This window comes from Variovorax sp. P1_H2 (assembly GCF_056405295.1).
The window spans coordinates 1-17024 of the sequence record NZ_JBFUCJ010000061.1; the positions used below are offsets into that span (position 1 = coordinate 1).

The 17024-nt window shown below is 69.8% G+C and carries 16 protein-coding genes; 9 read left to right on the top strand and 7 right to left on the bottom strand.

Translation table 11 applies throughout. The annotated features are described in order from the left end of the window. The 5 genes from AC1D2E_RS20220 to AC1D2E_RS20240 form a co-directional block, all read left to right on the top strand. The coding region (locus AC1D2E_RS20220; protein ID WP_478199051.1) for a DNA mismatch repair MutL family protein at nt 1–668 on the top strand (668 nt) is incomplete at its 5' end. 163 nt (nt 669–831) lie between these two features. After that, nucleotides 832–1812 carry an alpha/beta hydrolase gene (locus tag AC1D2E_RS20225; protein ID WP_478199052.1) on the top strand — a complete coding sequence of 327 codons (981 nt, stop codon included), beginning with the start codon at nt 832–834 and terminating at the stop codon, nt 1810–1812. 45 nt (nt 1813–1857) lie between these two features. After that, entirely contained in the window at nt 1858–3102 is a 1245-nt protein-coding gene (locus tag AC1D2E_RS20230; protein ID WP_478199053.1) for a multidrug effflux MFS transporter, read from the top strand. A gap of 1 nt (nt 3103) precedes the next feature. Further along, a complete protein-coding gene (gene miaA, locus AC1D2E_RS20235) occupies nt 3104–4042 on the top strand; it encodes a tRNA (adenosine(37)-N6)-dimethylallyltransferase MiaA (protein ID WP_478199054.1) in 939 nt (312 codons plus the stop codon). Then, on the top strand, nt 4039–4686 hold the full coding sequence (locus AC1D2E_RS20240) for an ABC transporter ATP-binding protein (protein WP_478199055.1): 648 nt from the start codon (nt 4039–4041) through the stop codon (nt 4684–4686). The genes miaA and AC1D2E_RS20240 overlap by 4 nt, the downstream gene beginning before the upstream one ends. Here the strand turns inward: AC1D2E_RS20240 and AC1D2E_RS20245 are convergent. After that, nucleotides 4683–5648 (bottom strand): threo-3-hydroxy-L-aspartate ammonia-lyase, encoded by a 966-nt coding sequence (locus AC1D2E_RS20245; protein ID WP_478199056.1) that lies wholly within the window; start codon nt 5646–5648, stop codon nt 4683–4685. The two genes, AC1D2E_RS20240 and AC1D2E_RS20245, sit on opposite strands and share 4 nt — an antisense overlap. A gap of 129 nt (nt 5649–5777) precedes the next feature. Here AC1D2E_RS20245 and AC1D2E_RS20250 point away from each other — a divergent pair, with 129 nt between their 5' ends. The 4 genes from AC1D2E_RS20250 to AC1D2E_RS20265 are packed head-to-tail and all read left to right on the top strand — an operon-like array spanning nt 5778 to nt 11059. Beyond that, a complete protein-coding gene (locus AC1D2E_RS20250) occupies nt 5778–6131 on the top strand; it encodes a YciI family protein (protein ID WP_478199057.1) in 354 nt (117 codons plus the stop codon). Further along, the gene (locus AC1D2E_RS20255) at nt 6128–7372 is read left to right on the top strand and encodes an RNA polymerase sigma factor (RefSeq protein ID WP_478199058.1); all 1245 of its coding nucleotides are present in this window, start codon (nt 6128–6130) and stop codon (nt 7370–7372) included. The genes AC1D2E_RS20250 and AC1D2E_RS20255 overlap by 4 nt, the downstream gene beginning before the upstream one ends. 52 nt (nt 7373–7424) lie before the next feature. Beyond that, nucleotides 7425–9977, top strand: coding sequence for an ABC transporter permease (locus AC1D2E_RS20260; RefSeq protein ID WP_478199059.1), 2553 nt, complete (start codon nt 7425–7427; stop codon nt 9975–9977). A gap of 2 nt (nt 9978–9979) precedes the next feature. Beyond that, nucleotides 9980–11059 carry a lipocalin-like domain-containing protein gene (locus AC1D2E_RS20265; protein ID WP_478199060.1) on the top strand — a complete coding sequence of 360 codons (1080 nt, stop codon included), beginning with the start codon at nt 9980–9982 and terminating at the stop codon, nt 11057–11059. A 47-nt stretch (nt 11060–11106) separates the two neighbouring features. Here the strand turns inward: AC1D2E_RS20265 and AC1D2E_RS20270 are convergent, their stop codons facing one another. The 6 genes from AC1D2E_RS20270 to AC1D2E_RS20295 are packed head-to-tail and all read right to left on the bottom strand — an operon-like array spanning nt 11107 to nt 16995. Then, complete coding sequence (locus tag AC1D2E_RS20270) at nt 11107–12096, bottom strand: branched-chain amino acid ABC transporter permease (RefSeq protein WP_478199061.1); 990 nt, start codon at nt 12094–12096, stop codon at nt 11107–11109. Between the two features lie 22 nt (nt 12097–12118). After that, nucleotides 12119–12994 (bottom strand): branched-chain amino acid ABC transporter permease, encoded by an 876-nt coding sequence (locus AC1D2E_RS20275; protein ID WP_478199062.1) that lies wholly within the window; start codon nt 12992–12994, stop codon nt 12119–12121. Nucleotides 12995–13035: 41 nt separating this feature from the next. Beyond that, entirely contained in the window at nt 13036–14229 is a 1194-nt protein-coding gene (locus AC1D2E_RS20280) for an ABC transporter substrate-binding protein (protein ID WP_478199063.1), read from the bottom strand. 45 nt (nt 14230–14274) lie between these two features. Next, complete coding sequence (locus AC1D2E_RS20285; RefSeq protein ID WP_478199064.1) at nt 14275–15471, bottom strand: ABC transporter substrate-binding protein; 1197 nt, start codon at nt 15469–15471, stop codon at nt 14275–14277. A 43-nt stretch (nt 15472–15514) separates the two neighbouring features. Beyond that, nucleotides 15515–16225 carry an ABC transporter ATP-binding protein gene (locus AC1D2E_RS20290; protein ID WP_478199065.1) on the bottom strand — a complete coding sequence of 237 codons (711 nt, stop codon included), beginning with the start codon at nt 16223–16225 and terminating at the stop codon, nt 15515–15517. Further along, on the bottom strand, nt 16225–16995 hold the full coding sequence (locus tag AC1D2E_RS20295) for an ABC transporter ATP-binding protein (RefSeq protein ID WP_478199066.1): 771 nt from the start codon (nt 16993–16995) through the stop codon (nt 16225–16227). Before AC1D2E_RS20295 ends, AC1D2E_RS20290 begins: the two co-directional genes overlap by 1 nt. Nucleotides 16996–17024 lie beyond the last annotated feature (29 nt).

The window sequence follows — 17024 nt, forward strand, 5'->3', positions numbered from 1 at the left end:
CTGCAGCGGCCTTCTCGCCCGCGGCCACCGGCACCGGCAGCACCGCCCCCGCGGCGGAGCCGATCGCGTCGAGCGACGCCGACACCTGGCCCCTGGGCCGCGCGCTCGCCCAGCTCCAGGGCATCTACATCCTGGCCGAGAACAGCCAGGGGCTGGTCATCGTCGACATGCATGCCGCGCACGAGCGGATCGTCTACGAGCGCCTGAAGACCCAGCTCGACGGCGCCGCCATCCGCAGCCAGCCGCTGCTGATCCCGGCGACCTTCGCCGCCACGCCCCAGGAGGTGGCCACCGCCGAGGCCTGCGCCGCGGTGCTGCCCGCGCTCGGCCTCGAGATCGCGCCGTTCTCGCCGCGCACCTTGGCGGTGCGCGCCGTGCCCGGAACCCTGGCCGATGGGGACCCCGTGGAACTGGCGCGCAGCGTGCTGGCCGAACTGGCCCAGCACGACGCCAGCACGGTGGTGCAGCGGGCCCAGAACGAGCTGCTGTCGACCATGGCCTGCCACGGTGCGGTACGCGCCAACCGCAAGCTGACCATCGACGAAATGAACGCCCTGCTGCGCCAGATGGAAGCCACGGAACGCTCCGACCAGTGCAACCATGGCCGGCCGACCTGGCGCCAGATTTCGGTGCGCGAGCTCGACGCGCTGTTCATGCGCGGACGCTGAGCCGTCTTTTTTCCTTCGCTTACAAAATCTGGAAACAGGCTAAAAAGAAACCAAAAGCGTTACAAATCCTAGGGTTTACCGGGTCATCGACCCGGTCGGCACGCCCGTTGCATGGAGTCTGTCGTTGAACTTTCCGGCCTAGCGGCCTGTCCTTCAGCCTTCCATGAAATCCTGGTCCCTGTTCGCATCCGCCACCGCCCTGGTCGCCCTGCTGGCCGGAGGCTGTTCCACGCTCGACGAACGCCAGCGCGAGTGGATCTTCCAGCCCAGCGACCGCAGTTGGGGCAATTCGGAAGCCATGAGCCAGGGCATGGACGACGTCTGGATCGATTTCAACTCCTCGCTGACCGGGGAGCCGGCGCGCCTGCACGGCCTGTGGCTGGGCGGTGCACCGGAATCGGCCGATACGCCCGTGCTGCTCTACCTGCACGGCGCCCGCTACAACGTCGCCGGCTCGGCCCCCCGCATGCGCCGGATGCACGAACTGGGCTTCTCGGTGCTGGCCATCGACTACCGGGGTTTCGGCAAGAGCTCTAAGGGTTTACCCTCAGAAGACTCGGCGCGCGAGGATGCTCGCGCGGCCTGGACCTGGCTCGCCGCCCGCCATCCGAAGCAGCCGCGCTACATCTTCGGCCACTCGCTCGGCGGCGCCATCGGCATCGACCTCGCTTCGCGCGTCGACGACGAGAGCGGCACCATCGTCGAGAGCACCTTCACCTCGATCGCCGACGTGGCGAGCAGCTTCAAGTGGGGTTGGCTGCCCTTCGGCCCCTTGATCACCCAGCGTTTCGAGGCCATCAGCAAGGTCAAGGACATCGGCGCGCCGTTGCTGGTGGTGCACGGTGCGGCCGACAGCCTGATCAACCCGACCCTGGGCCGCAAGCTCTACGATGCCGCGACCGTGCCGAAGATGTTCGTGCTGGTCGAGGGCGGCTCGCACCACAATGCCAATTCGATCGGCCAGTCGCAGTACCGCGCCGCCCTGTCGCAGCTCTTTCGCATGAAGGAGCCGCCGACCGAGGTCGCAACGGGCGCGGACCTGCAGCCGCCGCCGAAGCCGGCACCGCTGCCTCCCATGYCTGCGCCCACCGCTTCGGAAACCACCGCCCTGCGGCCGACCCGCCTGACCAGCCCGGCGATCTGAGCGCCTCCGGCGCCTCGCCGCGCCGTCTTTGTTAACCTCGGGCGCATGCCGCTTCCCGTTGCACCGGCCCTTTCTCGCACCGCGCCGCCTGCCTCGGGCCTGTCGCCGGCGCTGGTCGTCCTCACGCTCGCCCTGCTGCTGGGCATCCAGCCGGTCACGACCGATCTCTACCTGCCTGCCCTGCCGGCCCTGACCGCCGGCTTCGGCGCCCGCATGGCGCAGGCGCAGCTGACGCTGAGCGCGCTGCTGCTTGCCTTCGGGTGCTCGCAACTCGTGTGGGGGCCGCTGTCCGACCGCTTCGGCCGCCGGCCGGTGTTGCTGTGGGGCCTGGGCGGCTACGTGCTCGCGAGCATCGGCGGGGTGATGGCGTCGTCGATCGAGATCCTGATCGCCTGGCGAACCCTGCAGGGCGCCGCCATGGGCGCGGCCGTGATGGCGGCCCGGGCGATCGTGCGCGACCTCTACCAGCCGATGGACGGTGCCCGCGTGATGTCGCGCGCCCTGACCGGCCTGGGCGTCATCGCCTGTCTCTGCGCGCCGCTCGGCGGGTTGGTGTCAGACCTGTTCGGCTGGCGCATGGCGCTGCTCGTGCCGGCGCTGTTCGGCGCCTTCACGCTGGCGCTGGTCGCACTGCGCTTCGGCGAGACGCTGCCGCGCCGCAACCCCGACGCACTGCGCGCCGCTACGCTGATCGCCACCTGGGCGATGGTGCTGCGCAATCCGGTCTTCCTGTCCTTCAGCGCGCTGACCACGGCGTCCTACGGGCTGCTGTTCACCTTCCTGGCCTCGTCCTCCTTCGTCTTCATCCAGGTGCTCGAACTCAGCAAGACGCAGTACGGGCTGGTGATGCTGTGGAACTCGCTGGCCTACATCGCCGGCACCTTCGTCTGCCGGCGCTGGCTGCCGCGCCACGGCGTGCGCGGCAGCGTGGCCAGGGCCGCCGGGCTGACGCTGGCCGGCGGCAGCGCGATGGGCCTGCTGGCGCTGGCCGGCGTGGTGTCGGTCGCCGCCATCGTCGGGCCGCTGACCCTCGTGATGCTGGCGCATGGCGTGCACCAGCCCTGCGGCCAGACCGGCGCCGTCGGTCCCTTTCCGCAGGCCGCGGGTGCCGCCTCGGCGCTCAACGGCTTCATCATGATGCTGGCCGCTTTCGGCATCGGCGGCTGGCTGGGCGCGCGCATGGACGGCACGGTGATGCCGCTGGCACTCGGCATGTGGTTCTGGAGCGCCTGCATCGCGGCCATCGCCTGGACCCTGGTGCGCCGCCATGGGGAGCCGCGTGGCCGCTGAGATGCCGACTTCGAAGGCCTTGCGCTACGTGGCGCTTGCCGGCCCGACCGCCTCGGGCAAGACCGCGGCCGCGCTGGCCATCGCGCGCGAGCGCCCGGTCGAGATCGTCAGCGTCGATTCGGCGCTGGTCTACCGCGGCATGGACATCGGCACCGCCAAGCCCAGCGCCGCCGAGCGCGCCGAAGTGCCGCACCACCTGATCGACATCCGCGACCCGCGCGAGGCTTACAGCGCGGCCGCCTTCGTCGAGGACGCCCGCCGCCTGATCGGCGAGATCGCGGCACGCGGCAAGCTGCCGCTGCTGGTCGGCGGCACGATGCTCTACTTCAAGGCGCTGGCCGAGGGCATCGATGCCATGCCCGCGGCCGACCCGGCGCTGCGCCGCCAGCTCGAAGCCGATGCCGCCGCGCTCGGCTGGCCGGCGATGCACGCCCGCCTGGCGAAGGTCGATCCGATCACGGCCGCGCGGCTGGCGCCGAACGACAGCCAGCGGGTCCAGCGCGCGCTCGAGGTCTGGCATGCCAGCGGCCGGCCGCTGTCGAGCTTCCACGCGGCGGCACAGGCCGGCAACGGCACGCCGGCGGCGGCCCTGCTGTCGCTCGAGCCCACCGAGCGAAGCTGGCTGCACGCGCGCATCGAAGAGCGCTTCGACGCCATGCTCTCGGCCGGCTTGATCGCCGAGGTGCAGGCGCTGCGCGCGCGCGGCGACCTGGTGGCCGACCTGCCCTCGATGCGCTGCGTCGGCTACCGACAGACCTGGGAGGCGCTCGACGGTGCCTGGCCGATCTCCGAACTGCGCGAACGCGGCATCGCCGCCACGCGCCAGCTCGCCAAGCGGCAGATGACCTGGCTGCGCAGCATGCCGGGGCGCCAAGTGATCCCGGCCGAGGCCCCCGATGCCATCGCCCAGGTGCTGCGCCAGGTGGCGGCACTGGCATGACGCTGCGGATCAGAGATCTCGCCAAGCATTACGGTGAGGCGCCGGTGTTCGAGCACGTCACGTTCGAGGTCGCCGACGGCGAGTTCGTGGCGATCGTGGGCGAATCGGGCGTCGGCAAGTCGACCCTGCTCAACTGCATGGCCGGCCTCGACAGCTGGAACGCCGGCACGGTGCGGCACGACGGCACCGACATCGGCTCCCTCGACGCCGAGGCGCGCGCGCTGTGGCGGCGCAGGAACGTCGGCTTCGTGTTCCAGGCCTTCCATGTGCTGCCGCACCTGGACGTGGGGCAGAACGTCGCGCTGCCGCTGATGCTGCTGGGGCAGCGCGACGACGGCCGCGTCGCGCGCATGCTCGACGCCGTCGGCCTTGCCGGCCTCGGCACGCGCCTGCCGCAGCAGCTGAGCGGCGGCCAGTTGCAGCGCGTCGCGATCGCCCGCGCGCTGGTCCATGCGCCTTCGCTGCTGCTGGCCGACGAGCCGACAGGCAACCTCGACCCGGGCACCGCGGCTCGCGTGATGGACGTGCTGGTGGCGCAGACCCGCGCGCACGGCGCCTCGCTGGTGCTGGTCACGCATTCGGAAGCCGCGGCGGCGCGCGCCGACCGCGTGCTGCACCTGAGCGCCGAGGGGATCCGGGCCTAAGTTCCGGCCAACAGGGCTGCATAGCGCGCCAGATCGACATTGCCGCCGCTGACGATCACACCCACGCGCTGGCCGCGGATCACCTCGCCCGCCGCGCAGGCCGCCGCGAAGGCCAGGCAGCCGGTCGGCTCGACCACCATCTTCATGCGTTCGGCGAAAAAGCGCATGCCGTCCACCAGCTGCGCATCGCTGACCGTGAGGATGTCGCTGACGTCGCGCCGGATGATGCCGAAGGTGTATTCGCCCAGGTGCTGCGTCTGGGCGCCGTCGGCGATGGTCTTCGGCGTCTCGATGGTGACGATGCGGCCGGCCCGCAGCGACTGCAGGCCGTCGTTGCCGGCCTCGGGCTCGACGCCGTACACTTGGCAGTCGGGCGCGAGCGCGCGCGCCGACAGCGCCGAACCGCTGGTCAGGCCGCCGCCGCCGAGGCAGACGTACAGCGCATCGAGCGCGCCGACTTCCTCGATCAGTTCCTTGGCCGCCGTGCCCTGCCCGGCGATCACGTCCGGGTGGTCGTAGGGCGGGATCAGCGTCATGCCGCGTTCTTCGGCCAGCCGCCGCGTCAACGCCTCGCGGTCCTCGGTGAAACGGTCGTACTGCACCACCTCGGCGCCGTATTCCCGCGTCGCGGCGAGCTTGGCGGCCGGCGCGTCGTTCGGCATCACGATCACGGCCGGCATGCCGAGCAGGCGCGCCGACAGCGCCACCGCCTGCGCATGGTTGCCGGACGAGAAGGCGATCGCGCCGGCCTCGCGCTGCCTCGCATCGAACTTCGACAGCGCGTTGAAGGCGCCGCGGAACTTGAAGGCGCCCATGCGCTGGAAGTTCTCGCACTTGAAGAAGAACTGCGCGCCCCAGCGCGCATCGGCGGTGCGCGAGCGCAGCACCGGCGTGCGGTGGGCATGCCCTTCGAGCCGCGCTGCCGCGGCGATCACGTCGTCGTAGGTCGGGAGTGTGTGCATGGCGAGGAGCTTAAGCGACGGCGACGAGAAAAAAATTCCGCCGCCTTGCCGCACACTGTCGAAACGCGACCGGCTGCGCCGTCATTGCAGTGAGCGATCCTGCTCGTGTGCTTCTTCCCCGGAGGTTCCATGCAATACATGCTGATGTTCTACCAACCCCAATCCGAGTTCGAACAACGGGACCAGGCCGCCGGCCAGGCCTACATGTCCGGCTGGATGGCCTATATCGGCGCGATCCGCGAGTCGGGCATCGCGGTCAATGGCCACGGGCTGCGGCCGCCGATGACCGGCACCACGCTGCGCGTGCGCGGCGACAAGCGCCAGGTGCAGGACGGACCTTTTGCCGACACCAAGGAACAGCTCGGCGGCTACTTCGTGGTCGACGTGCCGGACCTCGACACCGCCCTCGAATGGGCCGCCCGCGCGCCCTGTGCCAGCACCGGCGGCGTCGAGGTGCGCCCGGTCTTCACGGCACCGATGTGACAGGCTCGGCGGTCGAGCAGGCGCGCACGGCCGCCGAGCAGGCCGCGCGCCGGTCCTACGGCCGGCTGGTCGCGATTCTCTCGGCGCGCACGCGCGACATCGCGGCCTCGGAAGACGCGCTGGCCGACGCCTTCGCACGGGCGCTCGAGCGCTGGCCCGTGGACGGCGTGCCGGTGCAGCCGGAAGCCTGGCTGCTGCAGGTGGCGCGCCGCCGCACGCTCGACGCCTGGCGCCACAGCCGCGTCCAGGACGAGGCGATGCAGACCCTGCTGCTGCTGGCCGACGAGGTCGGCGACGACGCGGGCGGCCAGGGCGAGGCGGTGCCCGACGAACGGCTGCGCCTGCTCTTCGTCTGCGCCCATCCGGCCATCGACGCCGCGGCGCGCGCGCCGCTGATGCTGCAGACGGTGCTCGGACTCGACGCCGCCCGCATGGCCGGCGCCTTCCTCACGGCGCCGGCCACGCTGGGCCAGCGCCTGGTCCGGGCCAAGGCGCGGATCCGGGCTGCCGGCATTCCCTTCGAGTTCCCGCGCGCCCTCGACCTGCCGCAGCGGCTGCAGGACGTGCTCGACGGCATCTATGTGGCCTACGGCACCGGCTGGGACGACGTCGACGGCGCCGACGCGGCGGAGCGCGGCCTCACGGCCGAGGCGATCGAGCTCTGCCGCATCCTCTGCGGGCTGATGCCCGCGGAAGCCGAGCCGCTGGGCCTGCTGGCGCTGATGCTGTTCTGCGAAAGCCGCGCGGCGGCACGGCGCAGCGCCGATGGCGACTATGTGCCGCTGGACGAACAGGACACCGCCTGCTGGAACCCGGCCCTTCGCACGCAAGCCGAACAGGCATTGCAGCGCGCCGCAACGCTGAATGCGCTCGGCCCCTACCAGATCGAGGCCGCGATCCAGTCGGCCCATTGCGCTCGCCGGCTCGGCGCGCAGGTTCCGGCGCAGGCGCTGGTGGCGCTCTACGACGGCTTGATCGCGCTGCGGCCCAGCACCGGCGCCCGGGTCAGCCGGGCCTGCGCGGTGGCCGATGCCGAGGGGCCGGCCATGGGCCTGCGCGAACTCGACGCCCTGGCGCCGGCCGAGGTCGCCGACTACCAGCCCTTCTGGGCCGCACGCGCGCACCTGCTGGGCCGCAACGGCCAGGCGGAGGCGGCGCGCCGGGCCTACGCCCGCGCGACCGGCCTCAGCGCCAGCCCGGCGGTGCGCACCTGGCTGGCCGCCGCATCGCAGCGGCTCTGAGGCTCTGAGCGCGCCGCTGTCGTGCATCGCGCTTCGCGCAGAATGGGATGCAATGAAGGCCTTGTTGTTCAGCTTCTCCTGGCAGGAGTTGCGCCACCACCCGTGGCGCAACGCGGCCGCGGTCGTGGCCGTGATGCTGGGCGTCGCGCTGGCCTTCTCGGTCCAGTTGATCAATGCGTCCGCGCTCGACGAATTCTCGAGCGCAGTGCGTTCGGTCAACGGCCAGCCCGACCTCGAACTGCGCGCCGCCCAGGGCAGCTTCGACGAGGCCGTGTTCGCGCAGGTCGCACGGCATCCGCAGGTCGCGCTGGCGAGCCCGGTGCTCGAACTGCCGAGCGTCGCGCAGATCGGCGCGCGCCGGCTGCCGCTGCGGGTGGTCGGCGTCGACGCCCTCGCACTGCCGACCATCGCACCGGCCCTGATGCCGCGGCCCGCCGAAGGCGCCGACCGCTTGTCGCTGTTCGCGCCCGGCCAGGTGTTCCTGAACGCCGCCGCACGCAAGGCCATCGGCGACGAGGCCACACAGTTGCAGCTGCGCGTCGGCACGCAATGGCAGTCGCTGCAGATCGCCGGCCAGGTCGCGGCCGGCGGTGCCGCGCTGGCGGTGATGGACATCGGCGCGGCGCAGGACCTGTTCGGCCGCGGCGGCCGGCTCACGCGCATCGACCTGCGGCTCGCGCCGGGCACCGGGCACGCGGACTTCATCCGCGCGCTGCAGCAATCGCCGGGCTGGCCGGGCGGCATCCAGATCGCCGAACCGGGCGATGCGGCCGAGCGTGTCAGCAACCTGTCGCGCGCCTACCGCGTCAATCTCACGGTGCTGGCGCTGGTGGCCCTGTTCACCGGCGCCTTCCTGGTGTTTTCGGTGCTGGCATTGAGCGTCGCCAAGCGGGCGCAGCAGTTCGCCCTGCTTGGCGTGCTGGGGCTGACGCCGCGCGAGCGGCTGCRGCTGGTGCTGGCCGAGTCGCTGCTGCTCGGGGTGATCGGCAGCGCCGCCGGCATCGCGCTCGGCACCGCGCTGGCCCAGCTGGCGCTGAAGCTGCTGGGCGGCGACCTGGGCGGCGGCTACTTCGACGGCGTGGCGCCGACGCTGCGCTGGAGCACCGGCGCCGCCCTCACCTACGGCGTGCTCGGCGTGCTCGCGGCCGGCGTCGGCGGCTGGTGGCCGGCGCGCGCCGCGCAGGCGCTGCCCGAGGCGCAGACGCTCAAGGGCCTGGGCGCCGCGCCGGCCGGCGGCGGGGCACACCGCATCGCGCTGCTGCTGATCGCCGCCGGCGGCGCGCTGGCGCTGGCGCCGGCGATCTTCGGCATCCCGATCGCGGCCTACCTGTCGGTGGGCTTCCTGCTGGTCGGCGGCATCTCGGCGCTGCCGTGGCTGATCGCGGGCGTCTACGACCGGCTCGCGCCACTGGCCGCACACCGGCTGCTGCCGCTGCTGGCGATCGAGCGCGCCCGGCGCATGCGCGGCACGGCCGCGGTGGCGGTCAGCGGCGTGGTCGCGAGCCTGAGCCTGGCCGTGGCGCTGACCGTGATGGTCGCCAGCTTTCGCGACTCGGTCACGCGCTGGCTCGATGTCGTGCTGCCGGCCGACCTGTACCTGCGCAGCGCCGCCGGCCCCGGCGGCGAACAGGCGCTCTTCCCGCCCGCCTTCGTGCAGGCGCTGGGCCGGTTGCCCGGCGTCACGCGCACCGGCACGCTGCGCACGCGCGCGCTGTCAATCGATCCGGCGCGACCCGCGGTCACGCTGATCGCGCGCAGCCTCGACGCGGAGGTCGGTCGTTCGCTGCCTTTGCTCGGCGCCGCGCTGCCGGTGCCGGCGGGACAGATCGGCATCTACGTCAGCGAGCCGATGGTCGAGCTCTACGGCGCCCGCGCCGGCAGCGCCTTCGAAGCGCTGGCGCGTGCCTGGGGGCCGGTGCGCGGCGGCCAGCCGCCGCCGGTCTTCTTCGTCGCCGGCGTCTGGCGCGACTATGTCCGGCAGTTCGGCGCCGTCACGATGGACGCCCGCGATTTCGAGCGCCTCACGGGCGATGCCGGCGCCAGCGACATCGGGCTGTGGCTGGCGCCGGGCGCGAGCGAGGGCGCGGTGCAGCAGGCGGTGCAGGCGCTGGCGGCGCGCGAAGCCGCGGCGGCCGAGCCGGTCGAGATCGCCTCGGTGGCCCAGATCCGCGCCACCTCGCTGCGCATCTTCGACCGCAGCTTCGCCGTCACCTACTGGCTGCAGGCCGTGGCGATCGCGATCGGCCTGTTCGGCATCGCGGCCAGCTTCAGCGCCCAGGTGCTGGCGCGGCGCAAGGAGTTCGGCCTGCTCGCGCACCTGGGCTTCACGCGCGGCCAGGTGCTGGCGATCGTGGCCGGCGAAGGCGCGGCCTGGACCGCGATCGGCGCCATCGCGGGCCTCGGGCTCGGGCTCGCGGTGTCGGTGGTGCTGGTGCACGTGGTCAATCCGCAGAGCTTCCACTGGACCATGGACCTCCTGGTGCCCTGGACGCGGCTGGCCGCGCTGTGCGCCGCGGTGGTCGCGGCCGGCACCGTCACGGCCTGGCTGGCGGGCCGCGCCGCCGCGAGCCACGATGCCGTGATGGCGGTCAAGGAGGACTGGTGACGATGCAGCCCCTGAATGCGTCCGCCCCGGGCGCCCGCGGCTGGTCGCGCCGCGCCGTGCTGCTGGCAGCGCTCGCGGGCCCCGCCGCCTGGGCGCTGCCGCCGCGCACGCTGCAGTTCCCGCGCGACTTCGGCAGCCACCCCGAGCTGCGCACCGAGTGGTGGTACATCACCGGCCATGCGAACGCCGGAGCGCGCGAGTTCGGCTTTCAGCTGACCTTCTTCCGCTCGCGCATCGACGCCACGCAGGCGATGCAGTCCGCCTTTGCCGCCAAGCAGCTGATCTTCGCGCATGCGGCGATCACCGATCTCGAAGGCCGCAAGCTGTGGCACGACCAGCGCATCGCGCGCGCCGGCTTCGGCGTCGCCTCGGCGTCGGAAGCCGACACCGGAGTCCGACTGCGCGATTGGTCGCTCGAGCGCGACGGCACCGGCTACGCCGCGCGGTTGCCGGCCTCGGGTTTCGCGATCGACCTGCGCTTCGACCCGACCCAGCCGGTGCTGCTGCAAGGCAGCGCCGGACTCTCGCGCAAGGGGCCCGACCCCGAGCAGGCCAGCTACTACTACAGCGAGCCTCAGCTCGCCGCCACGGGCAGCCTGAGCCTGCAGGGCCGGCGCTTCGAGGTGCAGGGCCGCGCCTGGCTCGACCACGAATGGAGCGAAGCGCTGCTGCATCCCGAGGCGGTGGGCTGGGACTGGATCGGCATCAACCTATTCGACGGCGGCGCGCTGACGGCCTTCAGGCTGCGGCGCCGCGACGGCTCGGCCCTGTGGCACGGCGGCTCGCTGCGCACGGCCGACGGCCGGCTGCAGGTGTTCGGCCCGGAGGCGCTGCGCTTCGAGGCCGAGGCTCGCTGGACCAGCCCGCGCACGCGGGCCGCCTATCCGACGCGATGGCGCATCGACACGCCGGCCGGACGCTTCAGCGTGCGGGCCCTGCTCGACGACCAGGAACTCGACGGCCAGGGCTCGACCGGCACCGTGTACTGGGAAGGCCTGAGCGAATTGCTCGATGCCGACGGCAAGCCGGTGGGGCGCGGCTACCTGGAACTCACGGGCTATGCGCAGGCACTGAGGCTCTGAGCACGCAAAGCCGTCAAGCGACGGCGACCCCCATCGGCCTTCGCCGCTCAGCCCCGCGCCGCTCCGCGCCGCCGATCGATGAACGCGATGATCTCGCCCATGATCCCGCGCCGGAAGGCCAGCACGCAGACCACGAAGATCAGCCCCGTGACCATGGTCACCGACTCGCCCAGCGTGTCGAACCAGTCGACGGTCGTGATGCGCGCCAGCAAGTGGCCCAGCTCGCCGATCTTGTTCTCGAGCAGCACCACCACCGCCGAGCCGACCAGCGGGCCCGACAGCGTGCCGAGGCCGCCGACCAGGGTCATCAGGATGACCTGGCCCGAGGCGCTCCAGTGCACGTCGGACAGTGTCGCGAAGCCCAGCACCAGCGTCTTGAGCGAGCCCGCGAGGCCCGACAGCGCGGCCGAGATCACGAAGGCCAGCAGCTTGAAGCGGCTGACGTCATAACCCAGCGAGAGCGCGCGCGGCTCGTTCTCCTTGATGCCCTTCAGCACCTGGCCGAAGGGCGAATGGATGGTGCGCACGATCAGCAGGAAGCCGGCGACCACGATCGCCAGCGCCACGTAGTACATCGTGAGGTCGTTCTGCAGGTCGATCAGGCCGAAGAGCTTGCCGCGCGGCACGCCCTGCAGGCCGTCCTCGCCGCCCGTGAACTTGGCCTGCAGCGCGACGAAGAACACCATCTGCGCGAGCGCCAGCGTGATCATCGCGAAGTAGATGCCCTGGCGGCGGATCGCCAGGATGCCGAAGACCCAGCCGAGGAAGGCGCCGGCCGCGGTACCCACGATCAGGCCGAGCTCGGGCGTGAGGCCCCAGACCTTCATCGCATGGCCGGCCACATAGGCCGAGCCGCCGAGGAAGGCCGCATGGCCGAAGGACAGCAGGCCGGTAAAGCCCAGCAGCAGATTGAAGGCCGAGGCGAACAGTGCGAAGCACATCAGCTTCATCACGAACACCGGGTAGGCGCCGGCGAAAGGGGCCACGAGCAGCGCGATCAGCAGCAGCGCGTAGACGACAGGGGTGATTTTTCTCATGGCTCTATGCGTTGGGGCCGCGTCATTTCTCTTTGCCGAACAGGCCGGCCGGACGGATGAGCAGCACGATCACCATGATCACGAACACGACGGTCGAGGAAGCTTCGGGATAGAACACCTTGGTCAGGCCTTCGACGACACCGAGCCCGAGCCCGGTCAGGATGGCGCCCATGATCGAGCCCATGCCGCCGATCACCACGACCGCGAACACCACGATGATCAGGTTCTGGCCCATCAGCGGCGAGACCTGGATCACCGGCGCAGCCAGCACGCCCGCGAAGGCGGCCAGCGCAACGCCGAAGCCGTAGGTCAGCGTGATCATCAGCGGCACGTTGACGCCGAAGGCCTCGACCAGCCGCGGGTTCTCGGTGCCGGCGCGCAGGTAGGCGCCGAGCCGGGTCTTCTCGATCACGAACCAGGTCGCGAAGCAGACCACCAGCGAGGCCACCACCACCCAGGCCCGGTAGTTGGGCAGGATCATGAAGCCGAGGTCGGTGGCGCTGGCGAGCGCGTCGGGCGTGTCGTAGGCCAGCCCCGAGACGCCGTAGATCGAGCGGAACACGCCTTCGATCAGCAGCGTGAGCCCGAGCGTCAGCAGCAGGCCGTAGAGATGGTCGAGCTTGTAGATCCAGCGCAGCAGCAGGCGCTCGATCAGGATGCCGAACAGCCCGACGACGACCGGCGCCACCGCCAGCATGACCCAGTAGTTGACGTCGAAGTAGTTCATCGCCATCCAGGTCAGCACCGCGCCCAGCATGAACAGCGCGCCGTGCGCGAAGTTGATGACGTTGAGCAGGCCGAAGATCACTGCGAGCCCAAGGCTCAGGATCGCGTAGAACGACCCGTTGACCAGCCCCAGGAGGAGCTGGCTCAAGAGAGCGGGCAGTGATATTTGCATGACGAGAAGATGGCGATGAACGAGGAGGTCAGGAGATCAGATCATTTCCAGAGGGCGCACTTGCTCTCGGCCTTGGTCGTGAAGACCTCTTCGCCGGGCAGCTTCGCGACCACCTTGTAGTAGTCCCAGGGCTGCTTCGATTCGGTCGGCGACTTGACCTCGACCAAGTACATGTCGTGCACCATGCGGCCGTCCGCGCGAATCACGCCCTTGGCGTAGAAGTCGTTGATCGGCATCTTCTTGAGCTCGGCCATCACCTTGTCGGCGTCGGTCGTCTTGGCCGCCTGCACCGCCTTCAGGTAGGTCGTCGTGGCCGAGTAGTCGGCGGCCTGGATGTCGGTCGGCATGCGCTTGGTCTTGTCGAAGAACTTCTTGCCGAAGGCGCGGGTCTGCTCGTTGAGGTTCCAGTCCCAGCTGGTGGTCAGCAGCAGGCCTTCGGTGTTCTTGAGACCCAGGCTGTGGATGTCGGTGATGAAGACCAGCAGGCCGGCCATCTTCATGCTCTTCGTGATGCCGAATTCCTTCGCCGCCTTGATCGCGTTGATGGTGTCGCCGCCGGCATTCGCAAGACCCAGGATCTGCGCCTTGGAGTTCTGCGCCTGCAGCAGGAAGGACGAGAAATCGGACGCGTTGAGCGGATGCCTGACGTTGCCGACCACCGTGCCGCCCTTCTCCTTCACGACCTTGGCGGTGTCACCCTCGAGCGCCGCGCCGAAGGCATAGTCGGCCGTCAGGAAGAACCAGTTCTTGCCGCCGTTCGCGACCACCGCGCCGCCCGTGCCCTTCGCCAGCGCGACGGTGTCGTACGCATAGTGGACGGTGTACGGGCTGCACTGCTCGTTGGTCAGCGCCGAGGTGCCGGCGCCGTTGACGACGAAGACGCGCTTCTTCTCCTGCGCCACCTTCGACATCGCCAGGGCGGTGCCGGAGTTGGTGCCGCCGAACAGCATCGTGAGGTTGTCGGTGTCGATCCACTCGCGCGCCTTCGACGCCGCGATGTCGGCCTTGTTCTGGTGGTCCGCCGTCACCAGTTCGATCGGCAGCCCGTTGACCTTGCCGCCGAAGTCGTCGATCGCCATCTGGATCGCGGTCGCGCCGCCCTTGCCTTCGACGTCGGCGTACAAGCTCGACATGTCGGTGATGAAGCCGATCTTGACCTTCTCCTGTGCTTGAACAGCACCGGTCGCGAAGGCGACGGCCAGGGAGACAGCAGAAAGTGCGATTGTTTTTTTCATGGTCGGTTCAGAGGGATGAGTGGGAGAAATCGTGGCGTCGGCGCGTCATTTCGAGAGCGCGCACTTGGAGTCGGCCTTGGCCGTGAAGACCTCGTCGCCCGGCAGCCTGGCATTCACCTTGAGGTAGTCCCAGGGCTGCTTCGATTCGGCCGGCGACTTGACCTCGACCAAGTACATGTCGTGCACCATGCGGCCGTCCGCGCGGATCACGCCCTTGGCGTAGAAGTCGTTGATCGGCGTCTTCTTGAGCTCGGCCATCACCTTGTCGGCGTCGGTGGTCTTGGCCGCCTGCACCGCCTTCAGGTAGGTCGTCGTGGCCGAGTAGTCGGCGGCCTGGATGTCGGTCGGCATGCGCTTGGTCTTGTCGAAGAAGCGCTTCGAGAACTTGCGGGTGTCGTCGTTCAGGTCCCAGTACCAGCTGGTGGTGTGCAGCAGGCCTTCGGTGTTCTTCAGGCCCAGGCTGTGGATGTCGCTCAGGAAGATCAGCAGGCCCGCAGTCTTCATGGTCTTGCCGATGCCGAATTCCTTCGCCGCCTTGATCGAGTTGATGGTGTCGCCGCCGGCGTTGGCGAGACCGAGGATCTGCGCCTTGGAGTTCTGAGCCTGCAGCAGGAAGGACGAGAAATCCGATGCGTTGAGCGGATGGCGCACCGTGCCGACCACCGTGCCGCCCTTGGCCTTGACCACCGCGGCGGTGTCGGCCTCGAGGGCGTGGCCGAAGGCATAGTCGGCCGTCAGGAAGAACCACGACTTGCCGCCGCGGTCGACCACCGCCGCGCCGGTGCCCTTGGCCAGCGCGACCGTGTCGTAGGCGTAGTGCACCGTGTACGGGCTGCACTGCTCATTGGTGAGCGCCGACGATGCAGCGCCGTTGTTGAAGTACACGCGCTTCTTTTCCTGCGCCACCTTCGCGGTGGCCAGCGCCGTGCCGGAGTTGGTGCCGCCGAAGACCATCGTCACGCCTTCGGTGTCGATCCACTCGCGGGCCTTCGAGGCCGCGATGTCGGCCTTGTTCTGGTGGTCGGCGGTCAGGAGCTCGATCGGCTGGCCCAGCACCTTGCCGCCGAAGTCGTCGATCGCCATCTGGATCGCGAGCGCGCCGTTCTTGCCTTCGAGGTCGGCGTACAGGCTCGACATGTCGGTGACGAAGCCGATCTTCACTTTTTCCTGGGCCTGTGCGGTGCCGGAAGCGAGCGCCATCGCGGCGATGGCCAGGGTCAATGCGCTGAACTGGTTCTTCATGGAGGTTCTCCGTCCAATCAACAGGTTGCGATAAAAGGAACAGTCAAACGCCGAGCAGCTCGTTGAGCACCGGCATCTTGGACTCGAGCTCGGCGGCGCCGAACTTCTCGACGATGCGCCCGTGCTCCATCACATAGAAGCGGTCGGCCAGCGGCGCCGCGAAGCGGAAGTTCTGCTCGACCATCACCACCGTGTAGCCCTTGCTTCGCAGCATCGTGATCATGCGGGCCAGCGCCTGCACGATCACCGGCGCCAGGCCTTCGGAGATCTCGTCGAGCAGCAGCAGCCGGGCGCCGGTGCGCAGGATGCGCGCCACCGCCAGCATCTGCTGCTCGCCGCCCGACAGGCGCGTGCCCTGGCTGTTGCGGCGCTCCGCCAGGTTGGGGAACATGGCGTAGATCTCGTCCACCGACATGCCCTTGCCGGCGCCCTTCAGCGGCGGTGGCAGCAGCAGGTTCTCTTCGCACGACAGGCTGGCGAAGATGCCGCGCTCCTCGGGGCAATAGCCGATGCCCTGGTGCGCGATGCGGTGCGTCGCCATGTGGATCGTTTCAGTGCCGTTGACCTTGATGCTGCCCTTGCGGGCGCCGGTCAGGCCGAGCACGGCACGCATCGTCGTGGTGCGGCCGGCACCATTGCGGCCCAGCAGCGTGACCACCTCGCCCGGCTGCACCACCATGTCGACGCCGTGCAGCACGTGCGATTCGCCGTACCAGGCCTGCAGGCCCTTGATTTCCAGTGCGGGGATCGACATCAGTGCGCCCCTTGCAGCTGGCCGTCGGTGGTGCCCATGTAGGCCTCCATCACCTGCGGGTTGCGCGAGACCTCGGCGTACGGCCCTTCGGCCAGCACCGCGCCGCGCTGCAGCACGGTGATCGTGTCGGCGATGGTCGAGACCACGCTCATGTTGTGCTCCACCATCAGGATGGTGCGGCCGGCCGACACGCGCTTGATGAGTTCGGCCACCCGGTGCACGTCCTCGTGGCCCATGCCCTGCGTCGGCTCGTCGAGCAGCATCAGTTCGGGCTCCATCGCGAGGGTGGTGGCGATCTCGAGCGCACGCTTGCGGCCGTACGGGAGATTCACGGTCAGCTCGTCGGCCAGGTCCTCGAGGCCGACTTCGGCCAGCAGCACGCGGGCCCGGGCATCGAGCGGCTTCAGCGACTTCTCGCTCTTCCAGAAGTGGTAGGAGGTGCCCAGCGCGCGCTGCAGTCCGAGCCGCACGTTTTCGAGCAGGGTCAGATGCGGGAACACCGCGGAAATCTGGAACGAGCGGATGATGCCGCGCCGCGCAATCTGCGCCGGCCGCTCRTTCGTGATGTCAATCCCGTTGAAAAGAATGGTGCCGGTGGTCGGCTCGAGGAACTTGGTGAGCAGGTTGAAGCAGGTCGTCTTGCCCGCGCCATTGGGCCCGATCAACGCATGGATCGAGCCGCGCACGACCGAGAGGTCGACCTTGCTGACCGCGGTGAAGCCCTTGAATTCCTTGGTGAGCTGGCGTGTTTCGAGAATGATGTCGCTCATCTCGCGCGGTCACCCGTTGGCTGGCAGAA

Coding starts and splice junctions, on each gene's coding strand:
- AC1D2E_RS20230 (WP_478199053.1), top strand. CDS start 1,858: ATGCCGCTTCCCGTTGCACCGGCCCTTTCTCGCACCGCGCCGCCTGCC.
- miaA (WP_478199054.1), top strand. CDS start 3,104: ATGCCGACTTCGAAGGCCTTGCGCTACGTGGCGCTTGCCGGCCCGACC.
- AC1D2E_RS20240 (WP_478199055.1), top strand. CDS start 4,039: ATGACGCTGCGGATCAGAGATCTCGCCAAGCATTACGGTGAGGCGCCG.
- AC1D2E_RS20245 (WP_478199056.1), bottom strand. CDS start 5,648: ATGCACACACTCCCGACCTACGACGACGTGATCGCCGCGGCAGCGCGG.
- AC1D2E_RS20250 (WP_478199057.1), top strand. CDS start 5,778: ATGCAATACATGCTGATGTTCTACCAACCCCAATCCGAGTTCGAACAA.
- AC1D2E_RS20265 (WP_478199060.1), top strand. CDS start 9,980: ATGCAGCCCCTGAATGCGTCCGCCCCGGGCGCCCGCGGCTGGTCGCGC.
- AC1D2E_RS20270 (WP_478199061.1), bottom strand. CDS start 12,096: ATGAGAAAAATCACCCCTGTCGTCTACGCGCTGCTGCTGATCGCGCTG.
- AC1D2E_RS20275 (WP_478199062.1), bottom strand. CDS start 12,994: ATGCAAATATCACTGCCCGCTCTCTTGAGCCAGCTCCTCCTGGGGCTG.
- AC1D2E_RS20280 (WP_478199063.1), bottom strand. CDS start 14,229: ATGAAAAAAACAATCGCACTTTCTGCTGTCTCCCTGGCCGTCGCCTTC.
- AC1D2E_RS20285 (WP_478199064.1), bottom strand. CDS start 15,471: ATGAAGAACCAGTTCAGCGCATTGACCCTGGCCATCGCCGCGATGGCG.
- AC1D2E_RS20290 (WP_478199065.1), bottom strand. CDS start 16,225: ATGTCGATCCCCGCACTGGAAATCAAGGGCCTGCAGGCCTGGTACGGC.